At 60.9% G+C, this 18,604-nt stretch carries 18 protein-coding genes and 2 tRNA genes; 14 read left to right on the forward strand and 6 right to left on the reverse strand.

The window, feature by feature from the left end; translation table 11 throughout:
* The first annotated feature begins 22 nt into the window (after positions 1-22).
* The 5 genes from rfbB to rplI all read left to right on the forward strand — a co-directional run bounded on the left by rfbB (position 23) and on the right by rplI (position 2,944).
* Positions 23-1,018 carry a dTDP-glucose 4,6-dehydratase gene (gene rfbB, locus ACUIAG_RS08100; RefSeq protein WP_445340398.1) on the forward strand — a complete coding sequence of 332 codons (996 nt, stop codon included), beginning with the start codon at positions 23-25 and terminating at the stop codon, positions 1,016-1,018.
* 139 nt (positions 1,019-1,157) lie between these two features.
* Positions 1,158-1,454 (forward strand): 30S ribosomal protein S6, encoded by a 297-nt coding sequence (gene rpsF / locus ACUIAG_RS08105; protein WP_024627581.1) that lies wholly within the window; start codon positions 1,158-1,160, stop codon positions 1,452-1,454.
* A gap of 123 nt (positions 1,455-1,577) precedes the next feature.
* The gene (locus tag ACUIAG_RS08110) at positions 1,578-2,195 is read left to right on the forward strand and encodes a single-stranded DNA-binding protein (protein ID WP_306221694.1); all 618 of its coding nucleotides are present in this window, start codon (positions 1,578-1,580) and stop codon (positions 2,193-2,195) included.
* A 36-nt stretch (positions 2,196-2,231) separates the two neighbouring features.
* On the forward strand, positions 2,232-2,480 hold the full coding sequence (gene rpsR, locus ACUIAG_RS08115; RefSeq protein ID WP_015021310.1) for a 30S ribosomal protein S18: 249 nt from the start codon (positions 2,232-2,234) through the stop codon (positions 2,478-2,480).
* A gap of 14 nt (positions 2,481-2,494) precedes the next feature.
* Complete coding sequence (rplI, locus tag ACUIAG_RS08120; protein ID WP_024627583.1) at positions 2,495-2,944, forward strand: 50S ribosomal protein L9; 450 nt, start codon at positions 2,495-2,497, stop codon at positions 2,942-2,944.
* A gap of 122 nt (positions 2,945-3,066) precedes the next feature.
* Here the strand turns inward: rplI and ACUIAG_RS08125 are convergent, their stop codons facing one another.
* From ACUIAG_RS08125 to ACUIAG_RS08135, 3 genes are all read right to left on the reverse strand, one after another.
* Positions 3,067-3,414, reverse strand: coding sequence for a phenylpyruvate tautomerase MIF-related protein (locus tag ACUIAG_RS08125; RefSeq protein ID WP_445339616.1), 348 nt, complete (start codon positions 3,412-3,414; stop codon positions 3,067-3,069).
* A 108-nt stretch (positions 3,415-3,522) separates the two neighbouring features.
* A complete protein-coding gene (locus tag ACUIAG_RS08130; RefSeq protein ID WP_313841674.1) occupies positions 3,523-4,029 on the reverse strand; it encodes a GtrA family protein in 507 nt (168 codons plus the stop codon).
* Positions 4,030-4,107: 78 nt separating this feature from the next.
* Positions 4,108-5,445, reverse strand: coding sequence for an MFS transporter (locus ACUIAG_RS08135; protein WP_445339617.1), 1,338 nt, complete (start codon positions 5,443-5,445; stop codon positions 4,108-4,110).
* Between the two features lie 215 nt (positions 5,446-5,660).
* Between ACUIAG_RS08135 and ACUIAG_RS08140 the strand changes: the two genes are divergently transcribed.
* Together ACUIAG_RS08140 and ACUIAG_RS08145 are read left to right on the forward strand one after the other, a co-directional pair.
* On the forward strand, positions 5,661-6,317 hold the full coding sequence (locus tag ACUIAG_RS08140) for a histidine phosphatase family protein (RefSeq protein ID WP_445339618.1): 657 nt from the start codon (positions 5,661-5,663) through the stop codon (positions 6,315-6,317).
* A gap of 75 nt (positions 6,318-6,392) precedes the next feature.
* Positions 6,393-7,259 (forward strand): hypothetical protein, encoded by an 867-nt coding sequence (locus ACUIAG_RS08145; RefSeq protein ID WP_445339619.1) that lies wholly within the window; start codon positions 6,393-6,395, stop codon positions 7,257-7,259.
* 51 nt (positions 7,260-7,310) lie between these two features.
* Here the strand turns inward: ACUIAG_RS08145 and ACUIAG_RS08150 are convergent, their stop codons facing one another.
* The 3 genes from ACUIAG_RS08150 to ACUIAG_RS08160 all read right to left on the reverse strand — a co-directional run bounded on the left by ACUIAG_RS08150 (position 7,311) and on the right by ACUIAG_RS08160 (position 10,319).
* Positions 7,311-8,309 (reverse strand): DUF805 domain-containing protein, encoded by a 999-nt coding sequence (locus tag ACUIAG_RS08150; protein ID WP_445339620.1) that lies wholly within the window; start codon positions 8,307-8,309, stop codon positions 7,311-7,313.
* Between the two features lie 121 nt (positions 8,310-8,430).
* Complete coding sequence (locus ACUIAG_RS08155; protein ID WP_306221699.1) at positions 8,431-9,219, reverse strand: ABC transporter permease; 789 nt, start codon at positions 9,217-9,219, stop codon at positions 8,431-8,433.
* On the reverse strand, positions 9,216-10,319 hold the full coding sequence (locus ACUIAG_RS08160) for an ABC transporter substrate-binding protein (protein ID WP_445339621.1): 1,104 nt from the start codon (positions 10,317-10,319) through the stop codon (positions 9,216-9,218). The genes ACUIAG_RS08155 and ACUIAG_RS08160 overlap by 4 nt, the downstream gene beginning before the upstream one ends.
* A 314-nt stretch (positions 10,320-10,633) precedes the next feature.
* Between ACUIAG_RS08160 and ACUIAG_RS08165 the strand changes: the two genes are divergently transcribed.
* From ACUIAG_RS08165 to ACUIAG_RS08195, 7 genes are all read left to right on the forward strand, one after another.
* Positions 10,634-11,638, forward strand: coding sequence for a LacI family DNA-binding transcriptional regulator (locus ACUIAG_RS08165; protein WP_445339622.1), 1,005 nt, complete (start codon positions 10,634-10,636; stop codon positions 11,636-11,638).
* Between the two features lie 348 nt (positions 11,639-11,986).
* Positions 11,987-14,383 (forward strand): anaerobic ribonucleoside-triphosphate reductase, encoded by a 2,397-nt coding sequence (nrdD, locus tag ACUIAG_RS08170; RefSeq protein WP_445340399.1) that lies wholly within the window; start codon positions 11,987-11,989, stop codon positions 14,381-14,383.
* Between the two features lie 83 nt (positions 14,384-14,466).
* On the forward strand, positions 14,467-15,189 hold the full coding sequence (gene nrdG / locus ACUIAG_RS08175; protein WP_445339623.1) for an anaerobic ribonucleoside-triphosphate reductase activating protein: 723 nt from the start codon (positions 14,467-14,469) through the stop codon (positions 15,187-15,189).
* Positions 15,190-15,245: 56 nt separating this feature from the next.
* Complete coding sequence (gene gltX, locus ACUIAG_RS08180; protein ID WP_313841605.1) at positions 15,246-16,772, forward strand: glutamate--tRNA ligase; 1,527 nt, start codon at positions 15,246-15,248, stop codon at positions 16,770-16,772.
* A 68-nt stretch (positions 16,773-16,840) separates the two neighbouring features.
* Positions 16,841-16,913, forward strand: a tRNA-Glu gene (locus ACUIAG_RS08185).
* A 41-nt stretch (positions 16,914-16,954) separates the two neighbouring features.
* Positions 16,955-17,026: transfer RNA gene (locus ACUIAG_RS08190), tRNA-Gln, on the forward strand.
* A 315-nt stretch (positions 17,027-17,341) separates the two neighbouring features.
* Positions 17,342-18,517: an NAD(P)/FAD-dependent oxidoreductase gene (locus tag ACUIAG_RS08195; protein ID WP_198189636.1), complete on the forward strand. Its 1,176-nt coding sequence runs from the start codon at positions 17,342-17,344 to the stop codon at positions 18,515-18,517.
* The last annotated feature ends 87 nt before the right edge of the window (positions 18,518-18,604 follow it).

Raw genomic sequence — 18,604 nt, forward strand, 5'->3', positions numbered from 1 at the left:
GCCAGCCGAGCCCTCATGCCTGATGGTGACGGGGGGTGCCGGGTTCATCGGCACGAATTTTGTGCGTTATGTGCTGGCCCACCATCCCGACACGCACATCGTGGTTTACGATCTGCTCACCTATGCAGCCAAGATCGATAACCTCCATGGCCTTATTCCCGATCGGATCGATATGGTCCATGCCGATATCTGCGACGCGGAATCTGTGGAACAGGCCATTCGCCGGTTTCATGTCGATGCCATCGTCCATTTTGCGGCTGAGTCGCACAACGACAACTCCATCCAGGATCCAGCGCCCTTCATCAGGACCAATCTCTATGGCACCTATGTTCTGCTGGAGGCGGCCCGTCGCCACGGCCTTCGCTTCCATCAGGTGTCCACTGATGAGGTTTTCGGCGATCTCGACTTCGATGATCCGCACCGTTTCACCGAGGCCAGCCCTTACCGGCCCTCGAGTCCGTATTCGGCCACCAAGGCAGGGGCGGACCATTTAGCGCGAGCCTGGTGGCGCACCTATGGGACCCGTGTGACCATCTCCAATTGCTCCAACAACTACGGTCCCTATCAGCACATTGAAAAATTCATTCCTCGGCAGATCACCAACATCCTGTCCGGAATCCGTCCACGAATCTATGGCCAAGGACGTGCGGTCCGGGATTGGATCCATGTGGAGGATGACTGCCGGGCCATTTGGAGCATCCTGGTTCATGGAGCGCCTGGATCAACCTACCTCATCGGCGCGGATGGCGAGTTGAGCAACATGGAGGTGCTCAGGATGATCCTGCGCCTCATGGGCCGTGGGCCAGACGAATTCGATTTGGTGGCAGATCGGCCTGGAGGGGATCGTAGATATGCCATCGATGCCGGAAAGATACGACGGGATCTCGGTTGGCGGCCTCTGCACCGAGACTTCGAGCAGGGTCTGGCAGAGACGATCGACTGGTATCGCCGTCACCGCAGGTGGTGGGCAGGTGATAAGCAGGCAGTCGAGGCTCGCTATCGGCAGCAGGGACACTGATATTTGTAGCTGTACCACCCTTGGATGTAAACTAGTCGGGTTCCCGTCGTGGCCAGAGGATCGTTCAGCCACGATTGGTGTGCAATACACCCTCCTGTCACGGAAGGTCCGTGACCTGTAAGTCCAAAGGAGGTGGGTGATGTCTGCGCACAAGTATGAATTGATGTTCATTGCCGATCCGGCCATGGATGAGCGCTCGCTGAAGAAGCTGACCGACCAGTATCTCGAGGTGGTCACCAAGGAAGGCGGCTCCGTCGACAACATCGACGTCTGGGGCCGTCGCAAGCTGGCCTATGAGATCGACAAGCACAAGGAAGGCAACTACGTGGTGGTCGAATACACCTGCGAGCCTGCCGCCAGCGCTGAGCTCGATCGTGTGCTCAACCTGAACGAGTCCGTCATCCGCACCAAGATTCTTCGTAAGGATGACAAGTAAGCAAACAGCAAAAGGACATCGAAGCGTCGGCTGACATCCAGTTCTCGCGTCGAAGGTCCAAGGGTGCGGGATTCGCCCCAGTAGGCCCATTCCCAAGTCCTCACTCCGAGGAAAGGTCGTGACATGGCGGGAGATACATACATCACCGTGGTGGGCAATCTCACTGCGGATCCGGAGGTGCGTACGACCTCCAACGGAGGCACGGTGGCCAACCTGACCATCGCGTCCACGCCCAGGCAGTTCAACAGGAACTCGGGGCAGTGGGAGGACGGCGACTCGCTCTTCATGCGTTGCTCGGCCTGGGATTCTACCTACAGTCCCATGGCCTCCAACATTCAGGCCAGCCTGACCAAGGGCATGAGGGTAATAGCCCAGGGTCGTCTGGTGCAGCGCTCCTATCAGGATCGCGAGGGCAATAACCGCACGGTTGTGGAGCTGCGTCTGGACGAGATCGGACCTGCACTGACACGGAACACCGCTCAGGTCACCAGGAACGCCAACACCGGTGGCGGAGGATCTCGTGGCGGTTTCGCCGGCTCCAGCAACGGCGGCTACCAGGGTGGGGCATCCTACCAGGGCGGCACCGGCGCGGCATCGGCCCCTATGGGTCGTCAGCAGCCAGCGCAGAGCCAGCAGGCCCCGGCCCAGGATCCTTGGTCATCGACCGGATCCGGCGATTCCTTCGGATCCTTTGGGTCCACCGGCGAGTTCGGTGGTTCTGGAGACGATCCCGAGTTCTGAAGTTTCATAGCGTCATCATTCATTTAAGGAGTACCAATGTCACGTAAAAGGCCGCAACCGCCGGTCAAGCCCTTCAAGAAAAAGCCGAATCCTCTGAGGGCTGCCAAGATTCATACCATCGATTACAAGGACGTGGCTCTGCTGCGCAAGTTCATCTCTGACCGCGGCAAGATCCGTTCCCGCCGCATCACCGGTGTCACCGTCCAGGAGCAGCGCGAAATCTCCAAGGCTATCAAGAACGCCCGCGAGATGGCCCTGCTGCCCTACGCCACCAACGGTCGCTGAGGGAGGTCCGGATTATGGCAAAGGAAACCAAGGTAATTCTGACCGATACCGTGACCGATCTGGGTCATAAGGGCGACGTTGTCGGGGTCAAGCCTGGCTATGCGCGCAACTTCCTGATCCCCCAGGGACTGGCTTTCGCCTGGTCCAAGGGCGCTGCTGCACAGATCGAATCCCTGCAGCGGGCACGTCGGGCTAAGTCCATGGCCACCCGCGAGGACGCCGTGGCAGCCAAGACCGCCATCGATGGCCAGACCGTCGAGATCGCAGCCAAGGTGTCCGATTCGGGTAAGCTCTTCGGCGGCATCTCCAATGATGCCATCGCCCAGGCTCTTCGCCCCTTGGCCGATGTGGATCCCCGCTCCATCTCCGTGGAGACCATCAAGACCACCGGAGAGTTCCCGGCCACCGTGGCCCTGCACCCCGAGATCTCGGCCGCTTTCACGGTCAAGGTCGTCGCAGAGTAGTAAATCTGACCTATCCCATAACGATCCTTTTTGAAATAGGGATCTGGGCTTAAGCAGGAGGCCTTCCCGCAGCACATATATGTGCGGGAAGGCCTCCTTACGCGTTACAGAGGATTGTTCGCCTAAAAATTGCCGCCATTCCATCCCCAGTCAGTGGTGGCCGTATAGCGGATGTAGGTGCGGTCCTTGGGAATGGACAGCTCAGATTCCAGCGTGTCCATGATGGTCTTGGTCAGGCTTTCCCAGGCGGACTTGGGTACGTTGCTGCCGAAGACGTTGACCTCGACATAGGCTGCAGGCTTGCTGTCGTCACCGCCGAAATAGATGGGCATGTCCGACTCGAAGGGGCACATGAGCCAGCCCTCGGACTTGCCGGGGACGGCGGTGATGGCCTTGCCGTAGGCGGTCTTGATCCGTTCGCGCTGTTCGGCGGTGATGGGTGTGCTTACATGGGTGTGGATGACGGGCATGGCGCTTCCTTTCCGATCCGTCCGGCATGACCAATCAGGATGACCCGGTCCGTATGCCGGATGGCTGACTATTCCCGTCCCATAGTAGCCTTGACCGGACAGGCTGGCTCAGCGCCAGCCGAAGGGCCGATGACGCAGGGACCAGGCCCCCAGACGGTGGGCCACCGAACGCGGGTCGACCGGCTTGCCGGGGGCGGGAGCATCCAGCAGCCACTTGCGGATCAGGAAGTTCCAGATGGCCACCACCACGGTGGCTGTGATCTTGGCGATGTTGGCATAGAGCAGGTAACGGGCGTGCATGGTGGTGATGGCGTCCGGCGGCAGCATGGCAGTGCCCATCCACAGGATCACCTCATTGATCCCCAGGCCGATCACCGAGGAGACCAGAAAGACCGCCATCTCCATCCACCGGGCCATGTCCTCCCTATGCTTGAAGACGTAACGCATGCTGGCCAGATAGTTGAAGACCAGGGAGATCAGGAAGGAGATGGCCCCAGCCAGGACATTGTTCAGGTGTGGCCCCATGATCAGCAGGTTCATGATGCCGATGTCGATCAGGAAGGCGATGACGCCCACGATGCCGAACTTGAGCAGCTGTCCGATTAATCTACGCACGATAGCCCATTCAATCATCCCTGCTGTGCTCGCGGGGTAGCGGGAGCCGCTTGTGCGCAAAAGCCTTACGTTGCGCCCTCAGGCGGGCAGTTCGGTCAGAATGGGTTCCTCGGTGCTGTTTCGGATTTGACGGAACCCTACAAAGGCGATAGCCAGCGAGGTCAGAGCCAGAGCAGTGACCACCCCGAACCCGCCTTGGGATCCGTAACGGTCGATGAACTGCCCGGCCACAGCCGAACCCGCTGAGGACCCGATCGAATTCATGGCGCTCAGCCAAGCCATGCCTTCGGTGAAGCGGATGGGCGGCACCAGGTGGAGCATGAGCTGGTTGCCGTTGATCCAGGTGGGTGCCTGGCAGACGCCGATGATCAGGTAGATGATCATGATGGTCCACAGATTCCTGGCGAACATGAAGGTTCCGATGCCCAGGTTGACCACCAGCAGGCAGAAGTAGAAACGCTTCCAGAGGGGGATGGTCCAGTTCTTGGCCCCGTAAAGCAAGGCACCGACCAGGGAGCTGAAGGAGAAGCAGGCGAAGACGAATCCGGTCATCTGCTTCATCCCCTGTTCGGTGGCGAAGGCGATGATGGAGATGGACGCGGCGCTCTGGAAGGCTCCCAGGCCGAACCAGGTGGCGCAGACGGCGATCATGCCGGCGCTCCAGAAGGCGCCACTACGGCCGTTTCCGCCCTCCTGATCCCGCAGGCGCGCTACTTGCTGAGCCTGGCGCTCCCGGTACTCCTTGCGGGTGATGCCTTGGGCGCGGGACATGTCCGTCTGCGAGGGCGGCTCGGTCTCTCGGCAGGATAGGAACATAAAGGCCCCGACCAGCACACAGATCCCGGTAAAGGAGAAGGCCAATACGCCTGAAATGACCGCCAGGATGGAGGCTAGAGGATTGCCGATCACCCACATGGCCTCGTCGAAGACCCCTGACAGGGATAGGGCCTGATTAGTGGCTCGGTGGTCGCCGCGCAGCAGATGCGTCCACCGACTACGGCTCATGGCTCCCCAGGGCGGAATGGCCGCCATGAACGGGGTGACCAGGTAGAGCACCCAGGTGGGGGCGTGGGCGGTGATGGCTGTGATCAGGATCGTGGCGGCCACGATCCAGACCAGAACCGTGGGAATGGAGACCTGTCGCTGGCCGAACTTGTCGACCATCTTGCCCAGCATGGGGCTGACCAGGGCCAGTGCCACGGCTTGGATGGCGGTCAGGGCTCCGGCCAAGGAGTAGCTGCCGTAGTAGTGCTGCACCGAGATGGTGATGGTCATGCCCACCATGGGGAAGGGCATGGAGGCGATAACCGACCCCACTGCGAACCGTGCCGTGTGAGGCAGTCGCAGGAGCGCCGAGTATCCCCCGAAGACCCTGTGACCGGCTTCGACCAGAGCCGCTTTCAATTGCCGTGGCATGGGTTGTTCACCTCGCATTCCTTGAGTGTTTTTGCAGTCCCGAAGCATGTTTTCTCCACAACCTTGCAGATGTATGAAAGGGATGTGGGGCTGCTAGGGGGGACTGCTACAGTGGTAACCATATCGGCGCCTGATGGGTGCCATTGGGATAGTGATAATTCTACCCCCCGCCATGGTCTCTTATCGGGTCTGCCGGGGAGCTTGGGAGGTGGGTCGTGCCTGCGACGACCATTCATTTCGTCCGTCATGGCCAGGTTGATAATCCCGATCATATTCTCTATGAGCGATTGCCGGGATTCCATTTGTCCGCCAGAGGAAGGGCCATGGTCGAAGCGACGGCCCGCTTTATGGCCGAGGCTCCTGGCATGCGCGATCTGGAAGCCGTTTACTCATCTCCGCTGGACAGGACCAGGGAGACCACAGCCGTCCTGCTTGAGCAGATCAACCCAGCTCGTGTCCAGCACGGTTTGAAACCATTGGAGCCTGTCTATGACCGTCGTCTGATCGAGGCCGGCAACGAATTCCGCGGCAAGCGTATCGGACGCGGGCAGGGGGCCCTCTGGCGGCCCTCCAACCTGCGGCTGATCCTGGACCTGCGCCGACCCAGCTGGGGGGAGTCCTATCGGCAGATCGCCCGGCGAGTGGGGGATTTCGTCCGGCAGGTGGTCCGTAGCCATCCTGATGCGCAGATCCTGGCTGTCTCGCATGAGTCGCCCATCTGGTCCTACCGTCATCTTTTGGAGACCGGTCACCCCGAGCACAATATGTTCCTTCGAGCCACCGCTTTGGCCTCGGTGACCTCCATCACCCTGGATTGTGAGACCGGCAAAGTGCTGGGAATCACCTACGCAGACCCGGCGGCAGGCGTGTGAAGACCGCTTGCACGGCCTAGGATGGCTGAGGATACTGTCGTGGATGACTGTCCGAGAACCCGATGAAGGAGCGTGATGATCATGGTGGATGTAGAGGGAAGCCTGGAGGCCATAGCCGGGCGGCCCGCCGTGGCCCAGGCGGCTGAACAGGGGGCCAGGCTGGTAGACCTTTGGCCCTTGACGAATGCCGAACATCTGGCCAACGACGCCAAGTATGCGGAGGACCTGCAGGTGCGCATCAGCATGGTGCTGGCGCAGTTGATGACGGGAGAGGATGTGACCATCCCCGACGCTGAATACGTCTATGAGGGCGCTGAGGACATTCCTGGTCGTCCCCAGGATCTGGTGGATGCCCTCATGGCGGCCAACGATGCTATCGAGGCTGCTGCACAGGCGCAGGAAGATCGGTCCAAGATGCTTGCGGATTTGGCTGAAACCTTGGGCAGCGGCTGGGACCAGGCTCGGCAGCAGGATGTAGCCGCCGGCGTGGCCAAGGCCGAGCAGTCCTTGAATGACCAGAGCGCATCCCCCAAATCTCTGCAGGACAAGGAGGGGGTGGCCCGGGCCCTGGCCACCGGCCTGGCGATTTGTCGTGATCTGCTCCGGCGTGCAGGCGCCGACCCTGATCACGCTGCGGCCGCTGCGCCAATACTGGTCTATGTCAATGAGCTCAACGAGCGGCTGGGCATTCCCCGGGCTTTCCTGTCCGGCGAGGATGTCGTCCAGGCGCTGGGATTATTGGATGATCCGGAGGCCTTCGCGGACCTGCTGGCTCCTCTGGCAGGTGCCGAGTGGGACCATCATCGTCAGGAGGTGCTCTGGGACCCCGAGGAGGCCAAGCGCAAGGCCAAGGAAGATGACGAGCGCAAGAGCCGCGAGGCCCTGCAGGCCAAGTTCGCCCATGTGCCCGAGGATCCCAACAAGCCTCCTGTGGAGCTCTGAGACCTTCTGCCCTTCGCCTTGCTATCGTCCAAGGCGAAGGGCTGGCTGGACTCAGCGATCGAAACGGGCTCCTCGTGGATCGCTGGGTCGGGCCAGCAGAACGATCCCGGCGACGGTTCCGGCGATTATGATCAATGCGCCCAAGCCAAGCAGGGAGAGCGAGGATCCCGGATGCCCGTCAATAATAGCCACGATGGCGAAGACCAGAGGGATGGCGCCCACCAGCTCGCTTGCAAAGGGCAGGAGTATCCAGTAGCCGGACATGTTGGTGTCGTGAAGCCGCCGTATGCCTACAGCCAGATTGGGTATGAAAAGTCCAAGGGTGACCAGGAGGGACAGAATCCGTCCCACAAAGATGGATCCTGAGGTGATGATCGAGATCGCAAGGTCGATGAGAAAGATCATCAGAACAACCCACCAGAATTCCCCGCGGGAGGCCCTCCCGGAGAAGACGGAATATTTGACGAAGAAACGCTTGCAAGCGTTTACGAAGTCAATGCCGTACCAGGGTGCGTTCAGTGGCGGCTCGCCGTTGAATCCGGCATCCGCATAGGGGTAGGCCGGATACTGCGGGACCTGGGGGCCCGGCTGGTAGCTGGCCTGCGGCCAACCCGCGGGCGATTGATAAGGGTTGCCCGGCGCATAGCTAGTCGGAGGGGTTGCGCCATTGGGCTGACCGTTGGCCTGGCCGGGATTCGGGCCTTGACCATAGGGTGCCTGCTGCTGCCCGTAGTACTGCTGACCATAGGGCTGTTGCTGGTTGTAGCCTGGCTGTTGACCCTGCGGCTGTTGACCGTATGGCTGCCCTTGGTATGGCTGTTCCCGGCGGTAATCGTCGGCAGGTCTTTGGGCTTCGCTGATCGGATGGTACACGTCGCTCTGATCCGAAGCTGCCGGCGCATGGCCGGATTGTCCTGGCTGAGGCTGATTCAGGTAGGCTGCGGGCCCTGAGCCGGTTCCGTCTGCGTGGTCATTCTGGGGCCAGCCGTTGGCCGAACCTTGGTCATTGGGGGTCTGGTTCCCGTTGTTCGTATCATCTGGATGGCTCATGGATGTCGTCCCTCTCATCTTCTATTGATAATCCTGAATCTGACTTTTCCGTATGTTCCTATTATGGCAGGCCGGTTCTTCCGCTTGATAGCCATGAATAGTGCAGGGGATGGGGGACTCTTCACTCGTCGTCTGGATTGACCATGTGATCATCGCCTGCATCGCCCAGCAGGAGGCGCTCGATCAGGGTGATCAGGGCCAGCAGGAGGGCGGTCAGCAGGATGATGACCAAGGTGGCTGAAAAGATCAGCGGTGTTCTGAAGGAATTGAAGGCCGACTGCAGCCATATGCCCAGGCCGTTTCTGGCGCCCAGATACTCTGAGGTGGCCGCTGTGGCGAAGACATAGGCGGCGCTGATGCGCAGGCCGCCGAAGATCTGTCCTGCGGCCACCCGAAGCTTGACGTGCCAGAGGGTCCAGGTCCGAGTCGCCCCGCAGTTCAGGGCCACGTCCTGATAGAAGCGGGGCACGGACTTGAGGCCCCGGTAGGTCTGGACCACGATGGGGAAGAGGGCGAAGACGGCCACGATGACTACCTTGCCCAGTGGCTCGAATCCGAACCAGATCACGAACAGGGGGGCGATGGTGATCAGCGGGATCATCTGAGCGCCGGCGATCAGAGGGTAGAGGGCATCATGCAGGGTGCGCCAGCTGTAGAGTGCCAGACCGATCACTATTCCCAGGACCGAGGCCAGGAGGAAGCCCAGCAGACCCTCAAGGGCGGTGATGGCGGTGGCGGGCAGCAGATCCTCTCGGGACTGCACTGTGGCAACCAGGATTCGACTGGGTGCCGGCAGGGCCTGTTCGCTGACTCCGCCCAGGCGGGCTGCCAGCTCCCAGATGATCAAGAGCGCCAGCAGGGTGAGGGTCGGAGGCAGCGCCCGGGTTCTGCTCTGCTTGCGTGCCTTCATCGACCGGCTGCCTCCCGAACGTAGCGATCGGTCCACAGGTCCGTGGCCTGAGGAGCCTTGTTGGGATCGCCCTTCTTAGCGTCCCGGTAAGTGCCAGCCTTGAACTGAAAGTCCAGATAGTCCTGGGCATCCTTGACATTGATCAGTCCGCTGATGCTCTTTTGATTTGGACTGTCAACCCAGTACCCCTCCTTGACGATGCTCTCCATGGAGCGCTTGGCCAGGGTCGGGTCGATGGCCGACCCCTTGGTCTCCTGGACCAGGATGTCCGCCGCCTGGTCGGGATGGCTCAGGGCGTAGTCGTATCCCTTCAGACAGGCCTTGACGAATGCCGTCAGGGCGCGACGGTGGCCGGCCTGCTGCAGCCAGGAATTCTTGGCCACGAAGCCCAGCTGGTCGGGGTTGCCGGGCACTCCCCAGTCGGCCTGGGTGAAGCAGTGCAGGGCCGGGCCCTTGAGCTCGCTCTCCACCCCCTCCCAATTGGCGTAGAAACCGGCGAAGTCGCCCTTGCCGCTGGTCAGGGTGGCGAAGGTGTTGGTGCCGCTGGTCACCCGCTTGAAGTCGCCCTTGCCGCCTGCATAGCGGATCATCTGCTTGACCACGGCCGTCTGTTCGGCCGATCCGAAGCTGACGAAGGTCTTGCCGTCGAAGTCCTTGGGGGTCTGGATGTCGGTGCGCGAGGCCAGCGAGCACCAGCGCGCCACGGAATGCTGGCCTATGTTGAAAACCTGCCGCAGGTCGGCTCCCTGGGAGTTGAAGGTGGCCAGGTTGCTCAGCTTGGAGAAGCCTACGTCGGCGACCCCGTTCTGAACGGAGGTCTCGGCTCCTGCCTGGGCCGTGGGCAGGATGGTCAGCTTCAGGCCGGCCTTGTCGAAGTAGCCCAGATGCCGGGCGACATAGATGCCCACATGATTGGTGTTGGGCGTCCAATCCAGCATGAAGGACAGTTTGGAGCCGTCATCGGCCTTGTCGTCTGCCCCCTTGGCCCCGCAGGCTGCGCCCGTGGCTGCCATGCAGAGCGCAGCTGTCAGGGCGAGCGCCCGCACGATCAGGTTGTGGCCGGGAACTCTCCTGAAGCCACTGTTCCTCGACATGCTCATCACTGTCACCTTGCCTCTCCGGCACCCCTGGTGCCCATCCGCATCGGGGCCGCTACGGGAAGGTGAGGAGCCCGCGCGACGATCCGGTACGGTCTTGACCGATGGAATTCTGCGATGTGTGCCACGGCTGCTGCCACCAGCCGCGCGAACAAGACCACTCTAGTCCAAGCCTGCCGGTCCTGCCTCGCCGTGATGAAAGGTTGCATCGTATGCCTCTATACTGGAAACTCACGAGAGGTCCGTGCGGGCCGGCCGCTGTCGGTCTCGTCCGGAACAAGACAACCGATCTCGGTAGGGGTCGACGGAGGGTTCCCATGTCGGTGACCATCAGTGATGTGGCCAAGCAGGCGGGCATGTCCGTGTCCACGGTCTCCCAGGCGCTCAACGACAAGGGGCGCATTTCGCCGCCCACCAAGGACAGGGTCCGCAGGGCGGCCATGGAGCTGGGCTACATCCCCGACAGCCGGGCCCGCTCCATGCGTTCCTCGCGCTCGCATGCCGTTGGCCTGCTGGTTCCCGATATCCGCAATCCTTATTTCTCTGAGCTGGTCTACGCCGTCCAGGACCAGCTCTACTCGGCAGGCTACGCGCCCCTGATCGGCGTGTCCTCTTGCCAAGCCAGCAGGCAGGAGGACTATTACCGCATCCTTCTGTCTCGGCATATGGACGGTGTTTTGGTCGTGCCTGACGGGCCCACCTCACCCATGTTGCGCACCATGTTGGCAAGGGAATTCCCTGTGGTTTTCGTGGATCGTCCCGACCAGACCCTGCCCGGTGTCCCTTTGGTGGATTCCGATCCTGTGCCCGGCTTGGAGGCGGCCATGGACGCTCTGGCAGCCAGGGGATGCAGACGAGTGGCCTTTGTCCCGGGCCCGGAGAGCCGCTCCTATACTTTTCGCGAGCGTGAGCAGGCTTTTCTGGACTGCGTAGATGTCCGTCAGGGGCTGACGGGGTTGGTGGTCCGCCAAGGGTTCGAGGATCGTCCCCGGGCGGCTGCGACCATGCGCGGCCTGCTTGGCCAAGGGGTTGACGCTGTCATCTTCGGATACTCGGCTGATGCCATCAAGGCCGTCGCCATGGAGTGGGACGGCGATCTGCGCTCGCGCGTGCCCATGGTCTCCTTCGACGACTTGGAGGTCTTTCAACTGATCAGCCCCCAGGTGTCGGTCATCTCCCAGCAGGTGGATCGCATGGGCCGTCAGGGCGTTGATATGCTCCTATCCATGATCGAGCCTGGGCGGCAGGCTCCGGAGGGCATGGGCGTGGATCGCCGTCTGCGCACCCAAACCCTTTTCGTGCCCAGGGGTCTGCTGGCCTAGGCCTCTTCCTGGTTGATGCAGGAGTCGGGGCTGGACAAAATACGTGCGTGTCGGGCAGCTGTGTCGTCTCTGTTGATGACCTCCTATGGCCTTTCGGCCATTTGCCGCCCTTGTCCAGACCCTGCTATTTGTGACGCAGTTCACAAAACATAAAAATTACTATATGTAGGCGACAAATCATCCTCAGGCACTACATATGGTGGTCACGGCGTGATAGAGTGAGTCTTGTCAGCAAAGAATGACATCCATGTGATTCGCCGTTCCCAGCATGGAATTTGGGAACGCCAAAGCAACTGCACATGAGTAACCGTACGAATCGTATGAGGAGTGACGATGGATACTGAGGTCATGACCGATAGCGTGAAGGAGCGTGGCATTTCGGATCGCGATGCTGTCGATGGCATTCTGGTCGAGAAGCGCGACGGCCGGATCGTCGATTTTGATCCCGTCAACATCATGAATGCCATCGAAGCCGCCTTCAAGGATGTCAAGAACGAGGTCAGCCCTGAGGATCGCCAGCAGATTCGGGACATGGCTCTGACCGTCCAGTCCGAGATCACCGATCGCTACACCAACCCGGTCAAGATTGAGGACATCCAGACCCTGGTCGAGCATGCCCTGGTCAATGCCCATCTTTACGAGATCGCTCGCTCCTATACCTCCTACCGTCTCGACCGTGACATTCAGCGGGCCAAGGCCACTGATGTCAACGAGGCTGTCCACCGTCTGACCAGCAAGGACGAGACCCTGGTGCGCGAGAACGCCAACAAGGACGCCAACGTCTACGCCACTCAGCGCGACCTGCTGGCTGGCGCGGTCTCCAAGGCCTCGGCCTTCGCCATGCTGCCCAAGGATGTCTCCAACGCCCACATGAAGGGCGACATCCACTTCCACGACGCGGACTACTCGCCCTTTACGGCCGAGACCAACTGCTCCCTGCCTGACTTCGGCGACATGCTGGCCCACGGATTCGAGCTGGGCAACGCCATGATGGACTCGCCCAAGTCCATCGGCACGGCCGCCACGCAGATCACCCAGATCATCAAGGACATCGCAGGCTCCCAGTACGGCGGCCAGACCGTCAACCGCTGCGACGAGATGCTGGACAAGTACGCTCGTCTGGACTACAAGAAGAACTATTCCATGGCTGAGGCCGTCCTGCCGGACGAGGAGCCCATCGACGTGGCCAAGGATGTCGTCCGCGGCCTCAAGGCCCGGGAGGCTGACTGGCTCCACCTGGACGATCGCGCTCCCATCGGCGAGGATGCCCCCTTCGATCTGGACGCTCCCCAGATTGTTCGGCTGCGCCAGGTCTATGCCAAGATCCTGACCCGCAAGAACATCTATGATGCCATGCAGACCATGGAGTACCAGATCAACTCCAACCGTGTCAGCAATGGCCAGACCCCCTTTGTTACCGTGGGCTTCGGCCTGGGCACCTCGTGGTTCGCCCGCGAGATTCAGCGCGCCATCTTCCTGATTCGCATCCGTGGTCTTGGCAAGGACCGCCACACGGCCATCTTCCCCAAGCTGGTCTTCACCATCAAGCATGGGCTGAACGCCGACGAGGGTGATCCCAACTATGACATGAAGCAGCTGGCCCTGGAGTGCTCCACCAAGCGCATGTACCCCGATGTGGTCTTCTATGAGAACCTGATCAAGATCACCGGTTCCTTCAAGGCCCCCATGGGCTGCCGCTCCTTCCTCCAGGCCTGGACCAACCCGGAGACCGGGGAGGACGAAGAGGACGGCCGCATGAACCTGGGCGTCGTCACCGTCAACATCCCGCGTATCGCCCTGGAATCCCGCGGCGACAAGGACCGGTTCTGGAAGATCTTCGACCAGCGCATGGAGGTGGCCCATCACGCTCTGCAGTTCCGCATCATGCGCTGCAAGCAGGCCACGCCCATCAACGCCCCAACCCTCTACCAATACGGCGCCTTCGGCAGGCTGAAGCCGACCGACAGCGTGGACACCCTCTTCCGCAACAGCCGCTCCACTGTTTCCTTGGGCTACATCGGCCTTTATGAGGCCACCAGCGTCTTCTACGGCAAGGACTGGATGAAGGACCACTCCTGGGATCCCGAAGGCAAGGAATTCGCCCTGAGCATCGTGCGCCGGATGAATCAGCTCTGCAAGCAGTGGGAGAAGGCCGAGGGATACCACTACTCGGTCTACTCCACCCCGGCCGAGTCGCTGACCGACCGCTTCGCCCGGATGGACAAGGAGAAGTTCGGCGTAGTCGACGGCGTGACCGACCACGACTTCTACACCAACAGCTTCCACTACCCGGTCTGGCTGCGGCCCACGCCCATGGAGAAGCTCAGCTACGAGCGGGACTTCCCTTACCTGGCCTCGGGCGGGTTCATCAACTACTGCGAGTTCCCCTCCATGCAGCAGAACCCCAAGGCCCTGGAAGCGGTCTGGGATTACGCCTACGACATCGGCATCGGCTACTTGGGCACCAATACGCCCATCGATCACTGCTTCGTCTGCGGCTACGAGGGTGACTTCGAGCCCACCGAGGAGGGCTTCAAGTGCCCCGAGTGCGGCAATGACGACCCTGACAAGTGCAACGTGACCAAGCGCACTTGCGGCTACCTGGGCAACCCCGTCCAGCGGCCCATGGTCCACGGCAGGCACGAGGAGATCGCCCACCGCGTCAAGCACATGGAGGGCGAGACCGGCCACGTGGTCCTCAAGGATGGATCCACCAAGGAGTGGTTCGACGACAAGGCCGAATAAGCTCTGACGAATAAGCTCTGACAAGACGCAGTTGATGGCGGGCCAAGTAGTTTGCGGCCCGCCATTGTCATGAGGAGGACCAGATGACGGACAAACAGGCAGTCATGAGAAAGACGGGCGGCCACCGTGACTTCGCAGCTGATGAGCAGGGGCGCGGTCCGGGGGTTCCCTCTGCACTGACCAACAATCCCAAGGCCGGCCAGTGGGACGGTCGCCGGCTCAGTCGGGGAATCGTGGCGGACTACAAGCGTCTGGTCATGACCGACGGCGAGGGGATCCGCTGCTCCCTCTACGTCAGCGGATGCCCCTTCCGCTGCCAGGGGTGCTACAACGCCTCCATATGGGACTTCGGCGCCGGGCACCCCTATACCCAGCAGCTTGAAGACCGCATCGTCAAGGACCTGTCGCTGTCCTATGTGCAGGGCATCACCTACCTGGGCGGGGAGCCCCTGCTCAACACCCCCATGCTGCTGGGCCTTTCGGAGCGGATTCGGCGCGAGTTCGGCCACGAGAAGGATATCTGGTGCTGGACCGGCTACACCTGGGAGGAGCTGAACCGGCCGGGGGAGACCCCGGACAAGGCCCAGCTGATCTCCTACCTTGACGTGCTGGTGGACGGACGCTACTTGGAGAATCGGAAAAACAGCCTGCTCCAGTTCCGAGGCTCGGACAACCAGCGGATCATCGACGTGCCACGGTCCTTGGAGCAGGGCCAGGTGGTCATCTGGCCCAAGCTACACGACCAGACCAGGTTCATTCCCGAGACCTACAGCAAGGACCGTCAGCAGGAGCAGCAGCGGGGCTGATACCGGCTCCTGCTCTGAATTGGTCTACGTCGCCTTGCCGGGGCACAATGGGTGTCATGACTGATGAGCATGATCACGACGCTAAACCCGACCTGCCTAAGGATCTGAGGGTCCGTTTCTGCCCTTCGCCGACCGGCACTCCGCATGTGGGCATGGTCCGCACGGCCCTCTTCAACTGGGCCCAGGCCAGGCACTCGCATGGCACCTTCGTCTTCCGCATCGAGGACACCGATGCCCAGCGCGACAGCGAGGAGAGCTACCAGCAGATTCTGGAGGCCCTCAAGTGGCTGGGTCTGGACTGGGACGAGGGTGTGGAGGTTGGCGGACCGGATGGCCCCTACCGGCAGTCCGAGCGTGGCGACATATACCGCGATGTAGCCCGGCAGTTGCTGGATGCCGGCTACGCCTACGAGTCCTACTCCACCGCCGAGGAGATCAAGGAGCGCAACCTGGCCGCCGGCCGTCCTGCCGCTTTCGGCTACGACGGCTACGACCGCGATCTGAGCGAGGAGCAGCGTCAGGCCTTCCGCGATCAGGGCCGGCGACCAGCCCTGCGCATCCGCATGCCCGACGAGGACATTGCCTTTGACGACCTGATTCGCGGACACATCGAGTTCAAGGCCGGGTCCGTGCCCGACTATGTGATTGTGCGCCCCAACGGCGATCCCCTTTACACGCTGACCAACCCAGTGGATGATGCCCTGATGCGCATCAACGTGGTCCTGCGCGGCGAGGATCTGCTCAGCTCCACCCCCCGGCAGATCGTCCTCTACCGCTATTTGATGAAGCTAGGCATCGCTCGGGCCATGCCCCTGTTCGGACACCTGCCCTACGTCATGGGCCAGGGCAAGAAGAAGCTGTCCAAGCGCGACCCCGAGTCCAACCTCTTCCTGCACCGGGAACACGGCTTCATTCCAGAGGGCCTGCTCAACTATCTGGCTCTACTGGGCTGGTCCATCGGCCCCGACCGGGATGTCTTCTCCATGGATGAGATGGTTGAGCACTTCGACATCCGCGACGTCAAGGCCAATCCGGCCCACTTCGACATCGATAAGGCCGTGGCCATCAACGCCGAGCACATCCGCATGCTGGAGCCGCAGGACTTCCTGGACAGGTCCCTGCCTTATCTCAAGCGCGACGGGCTGGTGAGTGCCGAGCGCTGGCAGGATCTGAGCGATCGTGAACAGCGAATTCTGACCGCGGCCGCCCCCTTGGTCCAGCCTCGAGTGCGTCTGCTGGGCGAGGTCTCCGGCATGGTAGGCAGTCTGCTCAGCCAGGAGGAGTACCTGGAACCCGAGCCGGATGCCCGAAAACAGCTCAAGGACTCCGCTGGACAGGTTCTGGACCTGGCCATTGCCGCCCTGCAGGATGTGCCAGACCAGGATTGGAAGACCGATCACCTGCACGACCTGCTCACTCAGGCGCTGGTGGATGAGGGCGGCTACAAGCCCCGTCTGGCCTTCGGCCCGGTCAGGGTGGCGGTCTCGGGAAGGCGGGTCTCACCGCCCCTGTTTGAGTCCCTGGAGATCCTGGGCAAGGGCACAACACTCCGAAGGATGGCCAACTTGCGCCAAAACCTCTGAGCGGGTATATTTCTTTTTTGTTGTGCTACTGACCTGCTGAACCGGGTTCGTACGCGGCGAAAAGTGAAGCCCCCGTCGTCTAGCGGTCTAGGACTACGCCCTCTCACGGCGCCAACACCGGTCCAAATCCGGTCGGGGGTACGACATGTGGCAATCGTCCAAGCGATTGTCGCACAGCCAATTGGGGTATGGTGTAATTGGCAACACAGGTGATTCTGGTTCATCCATTCTTGGTTCGAGTCCAGGTACCCCAGCGATAGAGACATGAAGTCCCAAGGAGCGGAATACCGACACGGTGTTCCGCTCTTCTTATTTACGCATTACCATGGATTCTAGGGATGCTTCTGGTTTGCAAGGCGGCGGTCGGAGGCGTCCACCAGAGTTGCCCACGGTGTGAGCAAGCAAACAAAAAGAGGAGGCCCGGCAGACTGCTATGTCAGAGTTTCCGATGATGGAATCTGATACTTTGAGCATAGAAGCTTGAGTGAGGAACCCAATCATCGGCTGATCGGGCTACATCACCCGGTATATGAATCATTGTACGATTTTTTCGATAAAGGTGTGTGATTATGACGACAATCATGGTGTTGGGAGCTGGTTATGCGGGTCTTCGCGTGGTCAAGAAGCTGGCTCATGCAAAGACCGATGCCCATATAGTCCTGGTCAATCAGAACGAGTACCACTACGAGTCCACCCAGCTGCACCAGGTGGCGGCGGGAACCAAGGAGCCGGCGGACGTGGTCTTCGACCTGCGCAAGTCCCTGCCTGATTCGGTGGAGCTGATTATTGACAAGGTGGTTGGCATCGATCAGGACAACCGCAAGGTCAGCCTGGAACATCACGATCCTCTGTCCTATGATTACCTGGTCAACGCCCTGGGCTTCGAGTCGGAAACCTTCGGCATCAAGGGTGCCGAAGAGTACGGATGGCCGCTCGTTGACGTGGACACCGCTCTGGCGGCCCGCAAGAAGCTTGAGCAAACGTTGGCCCGCTACCAGACCAGCCATGATCCGCTGGATCTGAGCATCGTGGTCTGCGGCGCTGGCTTCACCAGCATCGAGTACCTGGGCGAGTTGGTCTACCGTCTGCCTCAGCTCTCAAAGCGCCTGGGCTTCCCCATGGATCAGGTCAAGGTGGACTGCATAGAGGCTTCGCCCAAGATTCTGCCTATGTTCAGCAAGGACCTGGTCGACTGGGCTGTGGATTACCTGCGCAAGCGGGGAGTCAACTTCCACACCTCGACCCCCATTACCGAGGTCAGGCAGGATGCTGTGGTCTCCAATGACCAGGAGTTCAAGGCCCATACAATCATTTGGACAACGGGTGTGCGTGGTAGCCACGTTATTGCCGATTCCGGGTATAATCAGAAGCGTAACCGTGTAGTGGTCAGGGATGACCTGTCGGTGGAGCAGCATCCAGAGGAATTCCTGGTGGGTGATGTCAGCGCCGTTCCCGACCCCCAATCGGGTCGGCTCTATCCAACCACTGCACAGATTTCGATGGCCCAGGCTGATACCGCGGCCGCGAATGTCCTCGCCAGAATGCGGGGGCAGGAGCCCCAGCGGTTCACCTTCCGAAGCCTGGGGACCGTGTGCTCTCTCGGTCCTCACGATGGGGTTGCCGAAATCGACCGTATGGGCACGCTGAAGCTCAAGGGCAAGGTGGTCTCGGTCCTGAAGTGGATCGTGAACGAGCGGTCGGTCCTGGAATTGGCTGACGTGCGTACCATGTTGGAGAGCAACTGAACCAGCGTCTCAAGGGACGCAAAGGGCTAGACGACGAGGGAGAGGAGGACGAACATGATTCAGGTCATGTGGAAGCGGCGCATGTTC

Source organism: Bifidobacterium sp. ESL0825 (assembly GCF_052606465.1).

Bases quoted from the DNA above. Each gene is read 5' to 3' on its own strand.
- rfbB (WP_445340398.1), top strand. From the start codon at position 23: ATGGTGACGGGGGGTGCCGGGTTCATCGGCACGAATTTTGTGCGTTAT.
- rpsF (WP_024627581.1), top strand. From the start codon at position 1,158: ATGTCTGCGCACAAGTATGAATTGATGTTCATTGCCGATCCGGCCATG.
- ACUIAG_RS08110 (WP_306221694.1), top strand. From the start codon at position 1,578: ATGGCGGGAGATACATACATCACCGTGGTGGGCAATCTCACTGCGGAT.
- rpsR (WP_015021310.1), top strand. From the start codon at position 2,232: ATGTCACGTAAAAGGCCGCAACCGCCGGTCAAGCCCTTCAAGAAAAAG.
- rplI (WP_024627583.1), top strand. From the start codon at position 2,495: ATGGCAAAGGAAACCAAGGTAATTCTGACCGATACCGTGACCGATCTG.
- ACUIAG_RS08125 (WP_445339616.1), bottom strand. From the start codon at position 3,414: ATGCCCGTCATCCACACCCATGTAAGCACACCCATCACCGCCGAACAG.
- ACUIAG_RS08135 (WP_445339617.1), bottom strand. From the start codon at position 5,445: ATGCCACGGCAATTGAAAGCGGCTCTGGTCGAAGCCGGTCACAGGGTC.
- ACUIAG_RS08145 (WP_445339619.1), top strand. From the start codon at position 6,393: ATGATCATGGTGGATGTAGAGGGAAGCCTGGAGGCCATAGCCGGGCGG.
- ACUIAG_RS08150 (WP_445339620.1), bottom strand. From the start codon at position 8,309: ATGAGCCATCCAGATGATACGAACAACGGGAACCAGACCCCCAATGAC.
- ACUIAG_RS08155 (WP_306221699.1), bottom strand. From the start codon at position 9,219: ATGAAGGCACGCAAGCAGAGCAGAACCCGGGCGCTGCCTCCGACCCTC.
- ACUIAG_RS08160 (WP_445339621.1), bottom strand. From the start codon at position 10,319: ATGAGCATGTCGAGGAACAGTGGCTTCAGGAGAGTTCCCGGCCACAAC.
- ACUIAG_RS08165 (WP_445339622.1), top strand. From the start codon at position 10,634: ATGTCGGTGACCATCAGTGATGTGGCCAAGCAGGCGGGCATGTCCGTG.
- nrdD (WP_445340399.1), top strand. From the start codon at position 11,987: ATGACCGATAGCGTGAAGGAGCGTGGCATTTCGGATCGCGATGCTGTC.
- nrdG (WP_445339623.1), top strand. From the start codon at position 14,467: ATGACGGACAAACAGGCAGTCATGAGAAAGACGGGCGGCCACCGTGAC.
- gltX (WP_313841605.1), top strand. From the start codon at position 15,246: ATGACTGATGAGCATGATCACGACGCTAAACCCGACCTGCCTAAGGAT.
- ACUIAG_RS08195 (WP_198189636.1), top strand. From the start codon at position 17,342: ATGACGACAATCATGGTGTTGGGAGCTGGTTATGCGGGTCTTCGCGTG.